15 protein-coding genes are annotated in these 19,885 nt (G+C 39.2%); 7 read left to right on the forward strand and 8 right to left on the reverse strand.

What is annotated here, in order from left to right:
- Positions 1–28 precede the first annotated feature (28 nt).
- Together R2S10_RS20840 and R2S10_RS20845 are read left to right on the forward strand one after the other, a co-directional pair.
- Positions 29–550, forward strand: a complete 522-nt coding sequence (locus R2S10_RS20840; protein WP_062550058.1) for an acyl-CoA thioesterase — start codon at positions 29–31, stop codon at positions 548–550.
- A 41-nt stretch (positions 551–591) separates the two neighbouring features.
- Positions 592–1,788 carry a cation:proton antiporter gene (locus R2S10_RS20845; protein WP_316842349.1) on the forward strand — a complete coding sequence of 399 codons (1,197 nt, stop codon included), beginning with the start codon at positions 592–594 and terminating at the stop codon, positions 1,786–1,788.
- Here R2S10_RS20845 and R2S10_RS20850 read toward each other — a convergent pair.
- Entirely contained in the window at positions 1,785–2,192 is a 408-nt protein-coding gene (locus R2S10_RS20850; protein ID WP_316842350.1) for an EVE domain-containing protein, read from the reverse strand. The genes R2S10_RS20845 and R2S10_RS20850 overlap by 4 nt on opposite strands.
- Before the next feature lie 209 nt (positions 2,193–2,401).
- Between R2S10_RS20850 and R2S10_RS20855 the strand changes: the two genes are divergently transcribed.
- Positions 2,402–2,722, forward strand: a complete 321-nt coding sequence (locus R2S10_RS20855) for a hypothetical protein (protein WP_316842351.1) — start codon at positions 2,402–2,404, stop codon at positions 2,720–2,722.
- 65 nt (positions 2,723–2,787) lie between these two features.
- Here the strand turns inward: R2S10_RS20855 and R2S10_RS20860 are convergent, their stop codons facing one another.
- A complete protein-coding gene (locus tag R2S10_RS20860; protein ID WP_316842352.1) occupies positions 2,788–3,303 on the reverse strand; it encodes a hypothetical protein in 516 nt (171 codons plus the stop codon).
- Positions 3,304–3,506: 203 nt separating this feature from the next.
- Here R2S10_RS20860 and R2S10_RS20865 point away from each other — a divergent pair, with 203 nt between their 5' ends.
- Together R2S10_RS20865 and R2S10_RS20870 are read left to right on the forward strand one after the other, a co-directional pair.
- A complete protein-coding gene (locus R2S10_RS20865) occupies positions 3,507–4,073 on the forward strand; it encodes a Crp/Fnr family transcriptional regulator (protein WP_316842353.1) in 567 nt (188 codons plus the stop codon).
- 122 nt (positions 4,074–4,195) lie between these two features.
- Entirely contained in the window at positions 4,196–4,525 is a 330-nt protein-coding gene (locus tag R2S10_RS20870) for a multidrug efflux SMR transporter (RefSeq protein ID WP_316842354.1), read from the forward strand.
- A 103-nt stretch (positions 4,526–4,628) separates the two neighbouring features.
- Here R2S10_RS20870 and holA read toward each other — a convergent pair whose 3' ends face one another.
- A complete protein-coding gene (gene holA, locus R2S10_RS20875) occupies positions 4,629–5,654 on the reverse strand; it encodes a DNA polymerase III subunit delta (RefSeq protein WP_316842355.1) in 1,026 nt (341 codons plus the stop codon).
- A gap of 56 nt (positions 5,655–5,710) precedes the next feature.
- Between holA and R2S10_RS20880 the strand changes: the two genes are divergently transcribed.
- Positions 5,711–6,172, forward strand: coding sequence for a type I restriction enzyme HsdR N-terminal domain-containing protein (locus R2S10_RS20880; protein WP_316842356.1), 462 nt, complete (start codon positions 5,711–5,713; stop codon positions 6,170–6,172).
- Positions 6,173–6,263: 91 nt separating this feature from the next.
- A complete protein-coding gene (locus R2S10_RS20885) occupies positions 6,264–6,488 on the forward strand; it encodes a DUF6965 family protein (RefSeq protein WP_316842357.1) in 225 nt (74 codons plus the stop codon).
- A gap of 125 nt (positions 6,489–6,613) precedes the next feature.
- Here R2S10_RS20885 and R2S10_RS20890 read toward each other — a convergent pair whose 3' ends face one another.
- The 5 genes from R2S10_RS20890 to R2S10_RS20910 all read right to left on the reverse strand — a co-directional run bounded on the left by R2S10_RS20890 (position 6,614) and on the right by R2S10_RS20910 (position 19,753).
- Entirely contained in the window at positions 6,614–9,283 is a 2,670-nt protein-coding gene (locus R2S10_RS20890; protein ID WP_316842358.1) for a valine--tRNA ligase, read from the reverse strand.
- 364 nt (positions 9,284–9,647) lie between these two features.
- Complete coding sequence (locus R2S10_RS20895) at positions 9,648–11,804, reverse strand: S9 family peptidase (RefSeq protein WP_316842360.1); 2,157 nt, start codon at positions 11,802–11,804, stop codon at positions 9,648–9,650.
- Positions 11,805–11,880: 76 nt separating this feature from the next.
- Positions 11,881–14,322, reverse strand: a complete 2,442-nt coding sequence (locus tag R2S10_RS20900) for a PQQ-binding-like beta-propeller repeat protein (RefSeq protein ID WP_316842361.1) — start codon at positions 14,320–14,322, stop codon at positions 11,881–11,883.
- 156 nt (positions 14,323–14,478) lie between these two features.
- On the reverse strand, positions 14,479–16,281 hold the full coding sequence (locus R2S10_RS20905) for a RagB/SusD family nutrient uptake outer membrane protein (RefSeq protein ID WP_316842362.1): 1,803 nt from the start codon (positions 16,279–16,281) through the stop codon (positions 14,479–14,481).
- A gap of 13 nt (positions 16,282–16,294) precedes the next feature.
- Positions 16,295–19,753: a TonB-dependent receptor gene (locus R2S10_RS20910; RefSeq protein ID WP_316842363.1), complete on the reverse strand. Its 3,459-nt coding sequence runs from the start codon at positions 19,751–19,753 to the stop codon at positions 16,295–16,297.
- Positions 19,754–19,885 lie beyond the last annotated feature (132 nt).

Consider the following 19,885-nt stretch of genomic DNA (forward strand, 5'->3'; position numbering starts at 1 on the left):
TTCATTTTTACTTACTTTTGCAGAGATTATGAGTACAAAGATAAAAAGCCCGAAAGAGTCATTTACCATTATGAATGAGTTGGTATTGCCGAATGATACCAATACATTGAACAATTTAATGGGAGGCCGATTGCTCCACTGGATGGACATCGCTGCTGCTATTTCTGCGCAAAAACACTGCAATAGGATTGTTGTTACCGCATCGGTAGACAATGTATCTTTCAAACAACCCATCAAATTGGGTGATGTAATTACCATTGAAGCAAAAGTGACCCGCGCATTCAATACTTCGGTAGAAGTTAGACTGGATGTATGGGCAGAAAATATTCCTTCAGGAGCCCGCGTTAAATCAAATGAAGCTTATTATACGTTTGTAGCCATTGATCAAAGTGGCAGAACGATTCCTGTTCCTGAAATTTTACCGGAAACAGAAGATGAAATCGAATTATTTGCCGGAGCATTAAGAAGAAGACAACTTCGCTTAATCCTTAGCGGTAAGATGAAAGCCAATGATGCCAAAGAGCTTAGGGCTTTATTCTTCGAAGAGTAAAACCAGATACCAAGATATTAGATAGATACTAAAAAGAAAATATGACGACATACACCACATTAATCATTTTAAGCGGACTCGTCATATTTTCTTATCTATTCGACCTTGTTGCCAGTAAGACCAAACTTCCCTCCGTCCTGCTGCTGTTATTACTCGGCATCGGCTTACGGATACTGGTCGACAATCTTCATTTACAAACCTTCAATTTCCTGACTGTTTTACCTACTTTAGGTACGGTAGGTCTGATTCTGATCGTTTTTGAAGGCTCCCTGGAGCTTAAATATGAAAAGGGAAAGAATAAGGTGATCAAAGGAGCGTTTATGTCCGCTTTTTTTGTGTTACTCGCCACAGTATCGGTCATCACCTTTATCATTTACCAGATCACCGGAAAAGAGCTGTACGTGTGTTTCACGAATGCGATCCCTTTCAGTGTGATCAGTTCGGCCATAGCCATCCCTTCTGCCGCAGCATTGAGTAAGAAAAGTAAAGAATTCATCATTTATGAGTCTTCTTTTTCGGATATCCTTTGTATTGTTCTTTTCAATTTTGCCATTACAAATCCGCATATTTCCATGTCTTCTTTTGCAGGATTGGGATTGAATACCCTATTGATTATTATCTTATCAGCGATTTCCTGTATTACACTGCTGTATCTGATGGGGAGGATTTCGCACCATATCAAGTTCTTTCTGATCATTTCTATCCTGATTCTGGTGTATGCCATCGGACAATCGTACCATTTGTCTTCTTTAGTCCTGATTCTGGCTTTTGGCTTATTCCTAAACAATGCGGATACGATTAAACATGCTTATTTCAGAAGCGTTTTTATCTATAAGAACTTATCAAATGATTTGACGCAACTGCACCAGCTTTCTGCCGAAAGCGCGTTTATCATCCGTACGTTTTTCTTTGTGATTTTTGGCTTTACGATGAATATCTACGCCCTAAACGATGGCCCGGTGATTGCCAATGGATTGATCATTCTGGTTACGATCTTTATCATTCGTTTCGCTTACCTGAAAATTTTCAGAAAAGAAAACGCTGGTTCCGAAAGTTTCATCGCACCGAGAGGATTGATCAGTATCTTACTGTATTTTAACCTGCCTCCGGCATTAAAAATACCAGAGGTAGGCACGGCTTTCCTCTTCCTTGTGGTACTTGGATCCAGCCTGATTATGAGTATTGGATTACTATCAGCAAAGAAAGTAATCCATCTTCCCGAAGAATCAGCTCACTAAACCGAACCCATTTCCAGAATTTTATCAAACTCTTCTGCTTTCAGTGGCATCACTGATAAACGTCCTTGTCTGACTAAAGAAATGTCTTGTAAACTTTCTTCTGCCTTGATCTGCTCTAAAGATACAGGTGTTTTTAAAGCCTCTACAGGTGCTAAATCTACCACCACCCATTTGATGTCGTCCGTAGTAGGATCCTGATAAAATTCTTTGACAACTTTAGCAATACCCACTACATTTTTACCTTCATTGCTATGGTAAAACAACACTAAATCGCCTTCCTTCATGGCTTTCAGGTTGTTACGTGCCTGGTAGTTTCTTACGCCATCCCAAAAGGTACGTCCATCCTTGTTAAACTGATCCCAACTGTATTTAAACGGTTCACTTTTTACTAGCCAATGATTCATGGTATATTTTATTTTAATGCTTTTTAAAGCAGTGATCTACTATGCTATTCTGGATAATGAGCTATTTCTTGCCCTTTTATCCGATTCTGATGCCAAAACTAACAATTAGGAATGAATTAGGAAACATCGCCTCTTAAACACCCAGCTTTTAAACCATTTCAACCCACTGAATATTAATCATTTTTCATAAACTTTAATATATTTACGTTATGAAAAAAATGCTCTTAATTTGTATCGCAGTACTAGGCTTAGCTGCTTGCTCCAAAAAAAAGCCCTTTGAATCTGTTAAATCAGGAATGACCACAGCTAAAGTTGCTGAACTTGTTGGCGAACCTGAGCATAAAATGCCCATGTTCATTGCAGAATGGTGGGTTTATCCTACAGATAACAAAATGATCATTATGGTAAATGATACGGTATCAAAAGTGGTGATCGATTTAAAGTCTGTACAAGACAGTATGCAATCCGTAACCGGTGATCTTAAAAGTTTGGAAAATCAATTGAAAACTCAGTTGGACAGTCTGAATTAAGAACACGGTTTTAAAAAATAAAAGGTACTGTTGAAATCCCAATGGAGACAGTACCTGAATTTCATTTAGTATTCCATATGCTTACCTAAGGCATTTAATACCTGTTTTAGCTCTTCTGGCTTATGGGTTCCTATCAATAGTTTTTCATCATTATTAAACACCAGCTGTAAACCTTGATTTCCAGAGACATTTAAAGCCCGTCCATTTCCCATTAGTCCGAAGCGAATTCCCCATCCACCATACTCCATTATCGCGCTATACTTCCTGACATTGGCTTTATTAATACTTTCCCAGGGATAATATCTGAAGGACATATGAAAAGGATAAAACCTCACATAAATGCCTTTCTCATTAATCCTTGTTTCCAATCGGAGAATAAAAAACAAAACTGTAATCAACAAAGACACAGTAACCGAGATCAGCAATCCAGAGTTACTCATTGGCTTATCGCCAAATTGCTCGCCTCCAATAATCTGCTTAAATGCACCTGCAAGAAACAACCCATTTATCCCTAAAAAAATCAACCACAACCACCACTGCCTAAATCTTTGTTTCTCTGAAAAAATAATGCCTTGCTCCATTTATTTCATCTGTTATCTTGTAAGTATTGGTTTTTTAAAGGTTGTTTAAATCAAATCAGGATATAAAAAAGCTTTGTACTCACCAATTTAGCGATAATCCTTTACAATAAGCACTAAAAAAAAGAAAAGCCCGACCATTTCAAATTCTATATTTGTACAAACGATTGTTAAAATAACCCGCGGTAAAATTACATCCACCAAAAATGGAAACCATCAAACAGATCATCACCAATATTACGCCTATTGTTGAACCGGCTTTAGAGAAGCTTTCCAGCCTTTTTGAAGAAATTCATTACCCTAAAGGGCATTTATTATTCCGTCAGCATGAGGTAGACCGCACCGTTTATTTTATAAAATCGGGCATCGCCAGGGCCTATTACCGTACAGAAGAATCTGATGTCACTTTTTGGTTTGGGAAGGAAGGAAACTCTGTTTTTTCCTACAACAGCTATATCAATCATACTCCAGGCTATGAAAGCATTGCTTTATTGGAGGATGCCATACTTTATCGCATAGACTACCATCAACTGGAAAATCTGTATGCTACAGATATTGCCATTGCAAACTGGGGAAGGAAACTGATAGAAAAAGAGATTATCCTTGTAGAAGAGCGACTGATTTCCAGGCTACTGCTAAATGCAACTGCGCGTTATAAGAACCTGATGGACCAATACCCGGAACTTCTTCAACGGGTACAATTGAGTTACATAGCCTCCTATCTAGGGATTACCCCGGTTTCTTTAAGTAGAATCAGAGCAGAAATCAAGTAGTCTCTCTTCAAAATTGATTTTTTATCATTTGTTTAGTCGGTTTTACTACTCAAATGCGGAAATTTGCAGTCACATTTACCGAAGCCTGAAATCACAGTAGCCGGCAATTAAATAACAATAAAATGAACTGGATATTATTAATTCTTGGCGGTCTTTTTGAAATCGCCTTTGCTTCCTGCCTTGGAAAAATGAAAGAGACTACAGGAAATGCAACGATCATGTGGGGCATAGGCTTTTTAGTTTGCCTTACCATCAGCATGGGACTATTGCTAAAGGCAACCCAGACACTTCCTATTGGAACCGCATATGCGGTATGGACCGGTATTGGAGCTGTCGGAACTGTTTTAGTAGGGATTTTTGTATTCAATGAGCCTGCTACCTTTTGGCGCATTGTATTCATCACCACCTTGATTTGTTCTATCATCGGATTAAAAGCAGTTTCTTCTCACTAATCCTTAAAAGATTAGGAAACGCTTAATCGCGAAAAAGATAATTAAAAGAAAAGGATGGCTGAGTAGCCATCCTTTTCTTTTAAAATGTTATTTATTTTCAAGCTTAATGCAACATTTTAAACAGCAATTCTTTAAGTAATTCGCCATCAGTAATATTCCCGGTGCTGTCTACCCCTTTACTTTTCAGGTCGTATTCTCTTAGTAAACTGATAATATCAAAGGTCTTATTCAGGTTATAACTGCGCGCAGCTGTTTCGTAATCCTTGATAAAGTAAGGATTTACCCCCAGTTCTTTTGCCGCTTCCGCTTTATTCGGTAAGTAATGATACTTGAGTATTTTAGAAAAATAAGCATTCAGGTTGGCCATCACCATCACCATCGGATTTGCTTTAGGGTTATCTGCAAAGTAATTGATGATCTGGTTACATTTTAGCACATTTCTAACGGCTAAGGCTTTTTGCAATTCAAACACATTATACTCTTTACTAATCCCAATATTCCGTTGAATCAGATCCGTGTCTATCGTCACTTCCTTACCAATATTCAGCATTAATTTTTCTACTTCATTGGCAATTTTAGAAAGATCAGCACCTAAATATTCAGCCATCAGGGCGGATGCCTGTGGCGCAATCTTATATCCTTTTTCTTTTACAAAATCATCAATCCATGCAGCCAGCTTATAATCACGAACCGGATCCGATTGAAAGATGACTCCATTTTTGTCTATTGACTTATAGATTTTCTTTCGCTTATCAAAATTGGCGTATTTATATCCCAGAACCAGAATTGTACTTGGCAAAGGCTTTTCAAAATAGCTTTGCACAAACTCTGCTTCCTTACTGCTTCCTTCCGCTTCCTTTGCCCATTTAAGGTCCTGTGCTTCCTTCACAACTATCAATTGATAGTCTGACATCATTGGATAGCGCTTGGCCGCATTCATGATCGTAGCCATGTCTGTGTCCTTCCCATACAATACCGTCTGGTTGAATCCTTTTTCCATATCACTCAGCACATTTTCCTCCATATAATGGATAATCTGATCGATATAATAAGGCTCTTCCCCATGTAACAGGTAAACAGGCTTAAACTTTCTGGCTTTAATGTCTTTGATTATATTGGCAACACTCATATATTTATCCAAATGTAACGGCTAAAAACTAATTATTAAAGGTTATTTTTGCACAAATGGCATTTAACCCTACAGCGCTGAACCTTCCTGCCTATCCTTTTAAAATTACATTGAAGGATAACAAGCACTTTATTTTCGACGAAGTCCGTAAGAAACACCTGGTTCTGACTCCTGAAGAATGGGTGAGACAACATTTCATTCAGTATCTTATTCTGATCAAAAAATTCCCCAGGACCCTGATCCAGATCGAAGGAGGATTAACCCTGAACCAGCTTAGAAAAAGAAGTGACATTGTTATTTTCAACACTTCCGGAGAACGCATCATGGTGATTGAATGTAAAGCTCCTGAGATAAAGATCAATCAGGCCGTTTTTGATCAGGCCTCCCGATACAACTCCATTCATAAAGCCAAATGGCTGGTAGTCACTAACGGATTAAATCACTGCTATGCAATGATCGATCACCTGGCAGAAAGATTTCAGTTTATAGAAGAGCTGCCCGAGTATCAGCAACTATAACAAGAATCCCATCTTAAAGTCCATTAAAATTTAAAGCCCTCTTTATCCTTAAAAAACCGGGTTTAAATCATATTAGTATTACCTTTGCAACATGACCGTTTCCGACTTAGAAGACTACTTTTCTGGTATCAATTTACCGCAAACCCTGGAACTCTATCCAGGAACAATATTGAATGACGTCGCTCATTGTGTAGATACGCACATCAATGTGTTAAAAATATATGGCAATGTAAGGCCATACGAATGTTTCTACGACCGATTGATGAAAATCAAAGAAATGGTAGAACAGGAACAAGAAAGCTCAGAAGAAGAATAAAGACCCTGAAATTAAGCAGCAAAATCAAACACAACCATATCGTTGAAAATGAAAAAGACAACCCTCATCAGGTTGTCTTTTTCATTTGATCATATTTTATCAAAGGCTGTAATCGTCAACAACAATTACCCTAATGATTCGATTTGTCCTACAATCGTACTGATTTTAGATTCCGCATCTGCTTTTTTACTGCGCTCATTCTGAATGATCTCCGGTTTCGCATTTTGAACAAAACGTTCATTGCTCAACTTCGCATCTACCGACTTCAAGAAGCCCTGTAAATAAACCAATTCTGCATTTAAGCGTACTTTCTCAGCTTCTACATCGATGGTTTCATTTAGTTGGATAAAGAACTCATCTTTTCCTACCATGAAGCTAACTGCTCCGGCAATCTTATCCGTTACAAACGTTACTTCAGAGATATTTACAACCTTAGAAATCACGTTTAACCATTTTTCATAATCGATGCCAGTGTTTACCTTAATACTCAATGGCAAAGCATCTTTCGGAGAAATCTGCTTGGTATTACGTACATTTCTGATCTCAGCAATCAGGCCTTTTACGCTCTCTACATCTTTCAATAATGAAGTATCAATTGAACCTACAACAGGGTATGAAGCTACAATACAGCAGTCCATTTCTTCTTTTGTACCGAACAATTCATCATGCCATAGCTCTTCTGTTAAGAAAGGCATATATGGGTGTAAAAGTGTCAAAATCTTCTCAAAGAAACCGATGGTAAACTTTAAAGTTTCCGCATCAATTGGATGCTGATAAGCAGGTTTCACCATTTCCAGGTACCATGCACAGAAATCATCCCATACCAATTTATAAGAAGCCATTAGTGCTTCCGATAAGCGGTACTGTTTAAAGTTATCTTCAATCTCTACCAAAGCTTCGTTGAAGCGGTTCTCAAACCATGAAATCGCTTGCAGGTTAGGATTTGGTAAAGAATAATCTACTTCCCATCCTTTTACCAAACGGAACGCATTCCAGATCTTATTGGCAAAATTCCTTCCTTGTTCGCAGTAACTTTCATCAAACATCAGGTCATTTCCAGCAGGAGAACACAATAGCATCCCTACACGAACACCATCAGCACCGTATTTTTCAATCAGGCCGATTGGATCAGGAGAATTTCCTAATGATTTAGACATCTTACGTCCTTGTTTGTCTCTAACAATACCTGTTAGGTAAACATTGGTAAATGGTTTCTGACCACGGAACTCATGTCCGGCCATAATCATTCTTGCTACCCAGAAGAATAAAATCTCAGGAGCAGTTACCAAATCATTGGTTGGATAATAATAGTTGATGTCTTTATTGTCAGGATTTTTAAATCCGTCGAACACAGAAATAGGCCATAACCATGAAGAGAACCAGGTATCCATTACATCAGGATCCTGTTGTACAAATGGTGCCAACTGATGTTTGAAGCCGTTCGCTTCTTCCTCAGTAAACTCTCCATCGGCATCTTTTAACTTTAAAAATTCCGTTAAAGCTTCTTCTTTAGTTTTTGCAACTACCCAGTTACCTTGGTTATCATACCAGGCCGGGATTTGTTGTCCCCACCATAACTGGCGACTGATATTCCAGTCACGGATATTTTCCATCCAATGGCGGTAAGTATTCTGGAATTTCTCCGGAATCAGCTTCACATCACCATTCAACACATCTTCCAATGCTGGCTTCGCCATTTCGTCCATTTTACAGAACCATTGCATAGATAGTTTTGGCTCAATCGCCGCATCCGTACGCTCAGAGAAACCTACTTGTGATTTGTAGTCTTCAACCTTATCCAAATGTCCGGCTTCATCCAATAATTTAGCAATCTTTTTTCTAGCGATAAAACGATCTTCACCAACAAGAATTTGTGCCAACTCATTTAAAGTACCATCCTCATTTAAGATATCAATTACCGGCAATTTATGTCTCAATCCTAACTCATAATCGTTCAAATCATGAGCCGGAGTAACTTTTAAACAACCTGTTCCAAAATCCATCGTCACATAATCATCCTCAATTACAGGAATCTCACGGTTGATTAATGGTACAAATACTTTTTTCCCTTTCAGGTGCGCATAACGCTCATCATTAGGATTAACGCAGATTGCTGCATCAGCCATGATGGTTTCCGGACGCGTAGTTGCAATCGTCAGGAACTCCTGATCATTGCTTCCAGCAACCGTATACTTGATATAATATAGTTTTTGATTTACTTCTTTACGGATCACTTCTTCATCCGAAACAGAAGTCTTTCCTGCCGGATCCCAGTTCACCATTCTTACCCCACGGTAAATTCTTCCCTTTTTATATAAATGGATGAAACTGTCGATCACCGCTTCAGACATATCATCTTCCATCGTGAAACGAGTACGCTCCCAGTCGCAACTGGCACCCAATTTCTTCAACTGCTCCAGAATAATACCACCGTATTTTTCTTTCCACTCCCAGGCATATTTTAAGAATTCTTCCCTTGTCAGGTCCTTCTTGTCAATACCACGCTCTTTTAACATCGCCACAACCTTAGCTTCGGTAGCAATAGAAGCATGGTCTGTACCAGGTACCCAACATGCATTTTTACCTTGCATCCTTGCCCTACGAATCAAGACATCCTGAATCGTATTGTTCAACATATGTCCCATGTGCAATACACCTGTGACGTTTGGTGGAGGGATTACAATTGTATATGGCTCGCGTTCATCCGGTTCAGAATGGAAAAAGTTCTTTGACATCCAGTAGCTGTACCATTTATCTTCGGTTGCTGCCGGGTCGTATTTTGTGGAAATGCTCATTATTACGAAAAAGTATCTGTTGAGATGCAAAAATAGCTTTTTAATTCAGAATGAGAAAAATTCGGGTTACTACTCGCCGTCTCAAATCTTTTGCGGAAGGGCAAAATCTTTATAGGCCGGCTCATAGCATTCCCTCATTTTTAGTTAAGCGGCCCCTCATTTTTAGTTAGGCAGCCTCTCATAGCGTTTAAAGGGAAATTAAAGCAATTAGCATCCTGCTATTTAGCCCCCAACACCGGGAACCTTAATTACAAAAAAAAGCGGGTTGTGCTTTGAGGACCTGTAAAATCTTTCTTTCAAAAGATTTTGAGACCGAAAAGTACACCCGCTTTTTTTAGCAGAATTAATTTTCAAACAATAACTCTTATTTTTTCAAATTCTGCATAAAGTAATCTGTAACCTTCTGATAAAGATGCGCGCGATCCTTACCAGTCACATTGTGCTCATGTCCTGGGTAAATCATATAATCCAGCTGAATATTCTTATCTACTGCATGTTTTATAAAATCAACCGTATGTTGTTGTAAAACTACCGGATCCTGTACCCCATGGATCAATAATAATTTACCTTTCAGACTGCCAACATGCTCAGATAAGTTTGTTTCCGCATAACCTTCAGCGTTCTCTTTGGGCGTATCCATATAACGTTCTGTATACATCACCTCATAGAAATTCCAGTTGATCACCGGACCACCTGCAACCGCAGCTTTGAACATACCTGGTTCTTTTAACATCACATTAACGGTACTAAAACCGCCAAAGCTCCAGCCAAATAAGCCCATATTATCCGAATCCACATAAGGCTGGGATTTCAGATAACCTACCGCTTTCTTCATATCTTCCAGTTGAACAGCACCAGCATGTCTGAACATCGATTGCTCAAAAGCTTTTCCTCTGTTGTCACTTCCACGGGTATCCATAGTCAGGACTACAAAACCTTGTTGTGCCATATATCTGAACCAGTAATCACCAGCACCAGCATTCCAGCTGTTGGTAATCAACTGCGCATGCGGACCACCATACCAGTAAACAACAACTGGGTATTTTTTAGTGCTGTCGAAGTTTACAGGCTTATAAAGGCTGCAATAAAGGTCATCACCGGTATCGCTTTTAATGGTAAAGATGGATGAGTTTACCGTTGCATAATTTGCAAGTGGATTTGCTGCTTTCAACAAAACCTTGGTTTTTTCCGTAGCCAGTTCTATCAACTGAATCACTTTAGGCAATTCCGGACTGCTGTAGTTATCAATCACTGTATTTCCGGTACTACTAATTTGCGTATTGTGCATAGCAAAACCTTGGGTAATACGTTTAGATTTAGCTGATTTTAGATCCAATAAATACAGGTTTCTCGTAATCGGAGATTCTGCTGTAGACACATAAAACAACTGATCGCCCTTAGGACTGAAGCCTTTTACTTCTGTTACTTCCCAATTTCCTTTCGTCAATTGTTTCAGAACTTTTCCTTTTAGGTCATATAAGTATAAATGATTCCATCCATCACGGTTACTTTGCCAGATAAATTTAGAAGGATCATTTTTAAGGAACAACATTGGCACCAATGGCTCAACATACTTTTCATCCTTTTCTTCGAAGATCGTTTTAATGAAATCACCTGTTACTGCATCATATTGATTTAGCTTCATGTGGTTCTGCTCACGATTTACTACCGCAATAAATACAGATTTATCATCTGGACTCCAGGCGATGTTAGTCAGGTATTGTTCTACTGGCTCCCCTGTTTTAAGATATACTATCGCTTTTGTAGCAGGGTTATATAAGCCTACAGTTACATGGTGACTCTTATCACCGGCCATTGGGTATTTAATATTGACATTCTTTGCAGGGCGAGTAGTCCAGTCTGAGATTGGATAATCAGTAACCATGCTTTGGTCCATTCTGTAGAAAGCCAGCAATTTGCCGCTGTTACTCCAGAAAATCCCTTTAGAAATTCCAAACTCTTCTCTGTGAACAGAAGAAGCGTATACGATATCTGCAGATCCATCGGTTGTTACCTGCTCAGCGGTCGTTCCATTGGAAACAAAAAGATTGAATTTATCCAGGTACGCAACGTAACCTGCTTTACTTTCTTCCACATTTGTTTTTGAGACAAGCTCAGCACTTAATACCGTCTTAAAAGTATTTTTAATTGGGTTAAAAGCAACTTTTGCACCTTTCAGGTACATGATCCAATCTGCGCCCTGGTTGAACTGAATCATTGGCATCGACTTTAATGTATCCTGTTGAACGGCTCTTAACTTTTGGTTTAGCTGTCCCAGAGAAAGAAAAGCTTGTTCTTCTTTCGCTTTAAAACTTCCCGACATCCATACCGGGCCAGTGGCCTGACGTTTAGCATAAACATAGTTTTCTGTTCCGTATATGAACTGGAGTTGCGACAAGTTTTCAGGGGCAAGAGTAGTACGTGCATTACTCATTGCATCCTGCATGGTCAGCATTTTATTCTGGGCAATCCCATAAAATGAGAGGGCCACCAACTGACATAATAAGATAAATTTCTTCATTGTTTTATAATTGATGGCCCAAATGTAACAATTAACCAGGTATCCCTGGTAAACTGCCACAACATTGCAACATAAGCTAGTTTAGCTCAAACCCGTATACATTACCGGCAAAATCTGCCAGGAAGAGTCGTTTTCCATTGAGTGCAGCATCAGCAAATACTGGGGCACCGATGTTTAGCTTTTGCATTACTTTTCCCGAATCTTCATGGATGCGGTATAAATGACCATCGGAAGCTGCAAATAATAACTGGTTGCCATATTTCACGACTGTACTTTCTACTGTGGCCGCTCCTGGACCGGTATAAGGTGCAGAATAAACTAAAGCATTACCAGTAGGCCTGTTCCACACTTCTTTTAATGTTTTCAAATCATAAGCGACAACACCATCTGTTGAAGTTGGCATGATGAGGTATTTATCAGTGATCAATGGAGCAGCCATTACTTTAAAGTCGTAAGTTCCCTCAATTTTATTGATGTTTTTTCCGGTTAAGGGATCCAGGATAAATATGGCATTGAGGCCTGTGATGTACAATTTCCCAGCTTCATAGATTCCGGTGCTACTTCTAAAACGAAGGCCTTCATCACTTCTTTTCCATAATAATTTCCCAGTTTTACGGTCATGACCAAATAAACTTTGCCAGTTACTTCCGGTGATCAACACCTCTCCTGCCATAGTCATTTTCTCAGGTGTTCCTTCTCCGCCATTCCAGTCCTTGTTGATCCAGATCGTCTTGCCTGTTGCGGCATCCAATGCCTGCAAATAAGAACCATAACCAGTATAATAAACTCCTTTATCTACAATACCGCCAGAAATATAGCCCGGAAGACTTTTCATTCCAAGGTCTTTTTTCCAGATCAAAGTACCGTCACTAGCCTTCAAAGCATAGGTAAAGCCTTCCATATCCGTTCCCAGAATTAAGCCCTTATCATAGGCAAGTGCATGTTTTATGGAGTTGCGCGTTTTATAATGCCATAAGATTTTACCCGTTGCAGGGTCTAAAGCAGTGATCCCACAAAGGAGGTTATTCGCATCGTCGATACTAGCGGTAAACAACTTGCCTTCTGCCAGGGTTGGACTACCTTTCCAGATGCTGCCTTTGATATTATTTACCCATTTCAAAATTAAAGAACCGCTTTTATCATCCGCAGCTACCTTCGATGTGCCGGATGTAGCAGATGAAGGACTTAGTCCCCAGTTGGAATTTGAAGGTAAAGTAAAGCCTTGTTTTTGAATATGCACTCTGCCATCCTGATAAGTCACTTCTGTCTGAATCGTAAATGATTTTCCTTTAGTCATTTTAGCGACAGGTACTTTCCCGTACCAACTCCAATCTGTATTTGCTGCTAATGGACTTGTAGCGATCTGGTTTCCTTTTTCATCATAGATGATGCTTTTCGCAGATTTGACCATATTTTCAGTATCGTAGATATTCGCAGAAATCATCAGATTACCCTCTTTCACCAGGACCATATTACTACCGTTAGGCGTGTTTACCACCAAATGATCATGTAAATAAGTGTAATGAGGCTTGATTTCTTTTACACCATCCTTATCAATTTCTATAGATAAAAACTGTCCGGCAGAATTGTCGATCCCTCCCATGCTTAGGGCCGCAGAAGAAACGTATTGAATTCCCGTTTTATCACTTTTCCTGACAAAGTTATTGTGCCAGTGTCCGTATACCCAGGCTTTCAAATTATTTTCATTTAGATTGATGGAATCATTTTTACCTTTCAAGACAAACTGATCGCTATAAGTCAGCAGGTCATGGTTAAAAATAATAACCGGTTTATTTTTGTCGGTGGCAGCAAGGTCGTTTTTCATCCAGCTGATCACCTCATCAACGGTATAAGAAGGCTGCACATCACCAGAACGCATTGGCGTTACAATAAAATGCGCAGGTCCAGCATCAAAAGAATAATATACCGGGCCAAAAAGGTTTTCAAAAAGCTCCTCACCATACGCACCTTTTACCAGGTCATGATTTCCAATACAGTAAAACACCTGTTTTCCTAAAGCTTCCGGAGTAACCTGATTTGCATGGAAATTAAGGCCTTTTTCATAACAGATATCACCGGTATGCACAATAAAGCCAACGTCTTGTTTTTTAGAGAAATTCTTTAGATTGGCAATCCAATCATTGTATTTATCGGTTTCAGTATCCGTAATCTGCAACATCTTTACCGAAGGTCCCGCAGTGGTAGGGTCAGGAAGCAGTCCGAAGTTATAAGCGGCTACTTTATCCTCTATTTTCAGGTAATGTTTCGCGGCCAGCTTATAGCCGGCAGGAACGGTCACAAATATAAACCTGTTTTTAGAATGCCCGGGTAATGAAAAATTACCGTTTGCATCTGTTTTTAATACATTTTGTCCGTCGGATACGGAAATGCCTTTCATTCCCTTTTCTTGTGCATCCCAGGTCTTGTTTTTATTCTCATCCAGGAAAACTTTCCCTTTGTATTGCGCTCCCGCAGCTGAGGCAAGGAAAGCAAAAACTACTGTAAAAATTAATCTCATTAGGGTTTCATTTAGTGGTTTATAGTGATGGTGTGTGGTTCATTATGGTATCATTTATTATTCTATGTCTAACACATTAAAAAAGCAGCAGGTATTGAAACCTGCTGCTGAATGAGGGCATTAAAATATGGAACTAAACTAGCTTATCCTTATAATTTACCAGCCAAAAACCTGTTTCAATTGAGGATTAACTACTGTTTCTCCTATTGGAATCGGTCTGTAATAATATTTAGGACTGATGAAATTTCTTGGCTGATCTCTATCTCTGGTAAAGGCAATAAAGCCTGAAGTACCATTACTCAGGTAGAAATTCTGATCTTTTCCTGTTTTATCTTTCAGGTAAAACTTAGACAACTTATCTCTTTCCAAAACTGGGATATTCGCAATTGAAGATTCATCATTAGGATTAGGTAGAATTGCAATATCAGGTTTACCATCGCCGGTTACGTCCATAGCACCTAATGCAGGAACATACATTCCCTGCTGACTATCCTGGAATAAATTACCAGATTTCCAACGCATCAGATCATTAAAACGGAAACCTTCACAAGCGGTTTCTACCCTTCTCTCGCGACGAATTTCCAGCAATACTGCACCATTGGCATTTGGATAAGCTGCTGCCAAAACAGGATCTAAAGCTACGCCCATCGACAATGAAGGCATTTGTACTCTGCTACGCAACAAATTAATGGTCTGATCAAGATCTGCCTGATTGATAGTTCCAGATTCAGCTCTAGCTTCTGCATAGTTCAATAAGATCTCTGCATACCTGAATATTGGCAAACCCGTGTAATTCATTTCCCAACCTTGTCTCAGTACAGGATCACGAGGATAAAATTTGATCTGATTGTAACCTCCCAAAGTAGGTTTGATTCTATAAGGCTCATCTATTGTACTTGCACCTCTAAAATTTGGATTAATAATGGTCTCTGCCATTCTTGGATCACGGTCTGTAAATACTTCAGTATAAACTTTCGTATTATAACCAGGAGTAGCAGTAAAAGGAGTACCATCTTTTTTCAAATAAGTATCCGCAAGACTTCTACTCAACGACCAGGTATAATCAAGCACCGTATGGGTATTATTTCCTATGCTTAATTCTTTAGTATAATCTGCCCACATGATCATTTCCTTGCTATTCGCCAAACTTGGGCTTGAAAACAAGGATCTATAATCCAAAGCACCATTTCCGGTACTTACCAGGCCGAAACCACCCTCTTTCATAATTTTATCTGAGGAGCTAATTGCAATATCCAGGAATCGTTGGTAATCAGCAGTCAATCCAATTTCATCATGATACTTTCTGAAAGTTCCCTCATGTAAAGCAAATCTCGATAATAAAGCCAAGGCTGCCATTTTGGTAACTCTGGTTTTTCCTGCATTTGTTTTTACGTCATTTTTGATGTTTGCTACTGCATAATTCAAATCACTCAATACAGAGTCAACCACCAATGCTCTTGGATCTTGTCCTTTGTATAAATCAGGATCATCATCCGATAACACACGCCCATACCAGGGTACATTATGGTACTTTTTAATTTTCTCGAAATAGAACTTTGCACGGAAAAACTTTGCGATTCCTACATAATGCTTGATCAGACCAGGATCACCTTTCACCTGTCCGATATGATCTAACATGAAGTTCACACTTCTTAGCGCTTCCCAATCCGCTTTATTCCATCCACCTACATTGGCAGAAGATAATCCACCTCTCAATATGATGTCCACTTCTCCATCTCCATTATAGTTGGAGATATTATCTGAATTTATATCAGAATAAGAAGGAGAAATCTGACTGTAAAAGCCATTGGTATAAGTTTCAAGATCTGTTGGCGATTGAAAAAATACACCTTCAGTAATTTCAGTTTTTGGATTCCTCTGCAGGAAATCTTTCTTGCAGGCGGTCATCCCTATCGTCATCAATCCTAATGCAAGGATATAAGTTGTTTTTAATTTCATGATGCTTCTTGCGTTAAAAATTAAGGTTTAAACCAACAGAGTAAGTCTTTTGAAAAGGATAGATGGCTCCATCTAATCCTTCTGGGTCCAATCTGGCCTTGATGTGGGAAACATCTAAAATGTTCTCCGCGCTGAAGTATACCCTAAGTTTATCCATCTTCATCTTGTTGGTTAAAGATTTCGGTAAAGTATAGCCCAGAGTAAGATTTTTCAGCCTTAGATAAGAAGCATCCTGAAGATATTTCGTTTGTGGATTTCCTAATTCCGTAGCATCCTCAGCAATATACGCCTTCACACGAGGGAAGTAAGCGTTCGGAGTTTCAGGGGTCCAGCGATCCAGGTTATGCGCCTGAACGTTGGTCCATGGTTGAGCATAAACACCCCAGAAATAATGGTTACTAGGGTTAGGGTACCAATCTCTTTTTCCTACACCTTGGAAGAATACACGGACATCGAAACCTTTCCATCCTGCGCCAAGGTCGATTCCATACTGGTATCTGGCAGTCGTATTTCCAATGACTTTCTGATCTCCATGGTCGGCCAAGGTATTTTTCCCTTTGTTGATTTTACCATCACCATTCAAATCTCTGAACTTTAAATCACCTACATCAAATTTGTAGCCGGTGTCGTCGGCACCTACAGCTGTTTGGTCGGCATGACTGGCTAATTCTTCTTTCGACTGGAAGAAACCTTCTGTTTCCAGTCCCCAGATTTCGCCCATTTCTTTACCTACATAATGATCACTTAACAAACCATTAGGATTATCAAACTTAGTAATGTAGCTACGGCTATCGCCCATATTGAAGCCGATGTTATAGTACAATTGACTATTGTTTACCATAAAACCATCTTTCCAGCCAATTCTCAATTCCCATCCTTTGGTTTTCAAATCCGCTGCATTCACTCTTGGTTCAGAAACCCCGAAGGCACCTGGAAGTGTCTTACCTTTGGTGAGCATACCTTTGGTATATCTAGTATAGGCATCAAAGTTCAGGTCTAATCTGTTTTTGAACATGCTAATGTCTCCACCAAAATTCAGCGTAGAAATCCTTTCCCAGGTTAAGCTTTGGGCTACTGCACCTGGAGGGTAAACCGCTGTAGGCTTATTGCCATCCAGAATCTGTCCGATTTGTCCAGGATTCATTGTTGGGATATAATAATAAGCACTCACATCCTGATTACCCAAAGCCCCATATGAAGCACGGAATTTTAACAGGTCGATTTTCAATTTTTCTGCAACTGGCTTAAAGATTTTTTCATTACTGATCACCCAGGCAACTGAAGCAGAAGGGAAAAAGCCCCATCTGTCATTTGAAGGAAAACGAGAAGTCCCATCATAACGGCCATTCAACTCCAGAATATATTTGTTGTCAAAAATATAATTCATGCGATAGAACCAACCTCTTACTGCCCAATCCTCCATGCGCTCTCCGGCGGTAATTGGACCGGTAGCAAGATTTAGAGAAGGTAAGGTAGGGCTAATTAAATTCGTCCGGCTTACAAAGCCATAACTCCAGTTTCTGGTTTCCTGATTAAAACCAGCCAATACTTGCAGATAATGCTTTTCATTAAAGGTTTTATGAAAATCCGTATAGATATTATAGATATTGTTTCTCAGGTGTCTTTCTGTATTTGTAGCAGAACCCGCAACATTACCACTGTAATTAATTGCAGAATTTGGCCCTGTTTTATAAGGAATTGCAAGGTCAAAAGATCTACCGGCAGTATCAATCTTACGTACTGTTGCATCAGCTTTTAAATCCCAGATATCTTTAATCAGGGAAGCTTTTGCAGTAAAAGTAGTCTGGAAGTTATTTGCTCTGGTCATTCTACGTCCGCCACTTTGCATCTTTCCTAATAATGCGGCTCCGGTAGAAGTCCAGCTGCCATCAGGATTAGTTGGCACATCCAAAGAACTTTGTCTATTTACATTATGAAAGAACCCTTCACCATTATAAGAAGGCTCATCATAAGTACTGGTCATAAACATCGTATTGGTTCCTACGTTTAACCATTTTGACAAATTAAAATCCGCTTTAGCACGAAGGTTATAACGATCATATTTATCATTACCGTACCTAAACATTCCTTCATTTCTAAAATACTCCGAAGACAAATAATAGCTTAGTTTATCATCTTTTTTAGAAAGACTCAGGTTGGCATTATAAGTTGGTGCATTTGATTTGTAAACTTCATCCATCCAGTTCGTAGTACCGTAGTACATCCAGGCATTTGGATCGGTTGGGGATACAATTACGGATGCTAAGCTAGGATCAGCAGAACGTTTTCTGGCATAATCCCTAATATTCTCCGGATACAAATCGTATAAAGGATAAGCGGCATCATGTTTATACTCCATTACAGTAATTGGATCAGTCACAATGTCCGGTACTCTTCCCAATTGTCTGATGGCATAATACGTATTGGCATTTATTTTTAAATCTTCACTTTTTGCTGATTTTGTAGTGATTAAAATCACACCGAAAGCACCTCTGGCACCATAAATTGCTGCCGATGCCGCATCTTTCAATACGGTTACATTTTCAATATCTGCAGTGTTTAAAGCCAGTAATTCTTCACTGGTAAAAGGCACGTTATCTACCAGGATATAAGGAGAACCACCATTTAAAGAAGTAAATCCACGGATATTGAATTTTGGTGCTTTGTTCACCTGTCCGCTGGAAATGGTGATATTTAAGTTAGGGATCATTCCCTGTAAACCTGCACCAACACTGGCAATCGGTCTGTTTTCTATTTCTTTTCCAGAAACACCATCTACTGCACCACTCAGATTTACCTTTTTCTGTGTGCCATAGCCTACTACCACCACTTCATTTAGGAACTTATCATCATCTTTTAGCACTACATTAATTTGCTTGCGTGTACCGATCACAATCTTTTGCTCGGTCAGGCCGACATAGGAAAACACCAATACATCTGCCGGCGAGCCAGCTTCAATCTGATAATTACCATTTCCATCGGTAGTAGCAGCTTTTGGCGTTCCCATGATGCGTACAGAAACTCCTGGAATAGGCAATCCTTTCTCATCAGTTACCATTCCTTTAATTAAAATGGCTTCATTGATCCAGGATAAAACCGGCAATGCGTCCTGATCACGTCGTCTAAAAATCACCACGTTATTATCAGATTCCCGATAAGAAAAAGGGGTTCCGTTCAACAATTGAAAAAGAACTTCATTTAAAGGTTTTCCAGAAACCTCCATTTCAATCCCTTTTATCTTTCTCAATTCATTATTGTTATAAGAAAAATCTAACTTACTGCTCTTGCTGATTTTCTCTATTGCTTTTTCTAAGGATTCGCCTTTTAGGTGTAAGTTTACTTTCACCTTATTAAGTCGCTGACTAAAAACCGTTTCCGCTAATAAGGTTCCGGCGGAAGTCAGCAATGTGGCAAACACTATTAATCCTACTCTCATTATCTTAAGAATTAGTGTAGTAATGTTTTTTTTCATATTTTTATTCGTTTTATAATTTCAATGAAACATAGCACGGCCATCTGGAGAATTTTTCGAAGAGTTACCCAAACGCTGTACATTCTGATCAGTATCTGCTCTAACAGGTACTGATCTTCTTTTTTTAATACT

This window comes from Pedobacter gandavensis (genome assembly GCF_032678745.1).
Taxonomy (GTDB): domain Bacteria; phylum Bacteroidota; class Bacteroidia; order Sphingobacteriales; family Sphingobacteriaceae; genus Pedobacter; species Pedobacter gandavensis_C.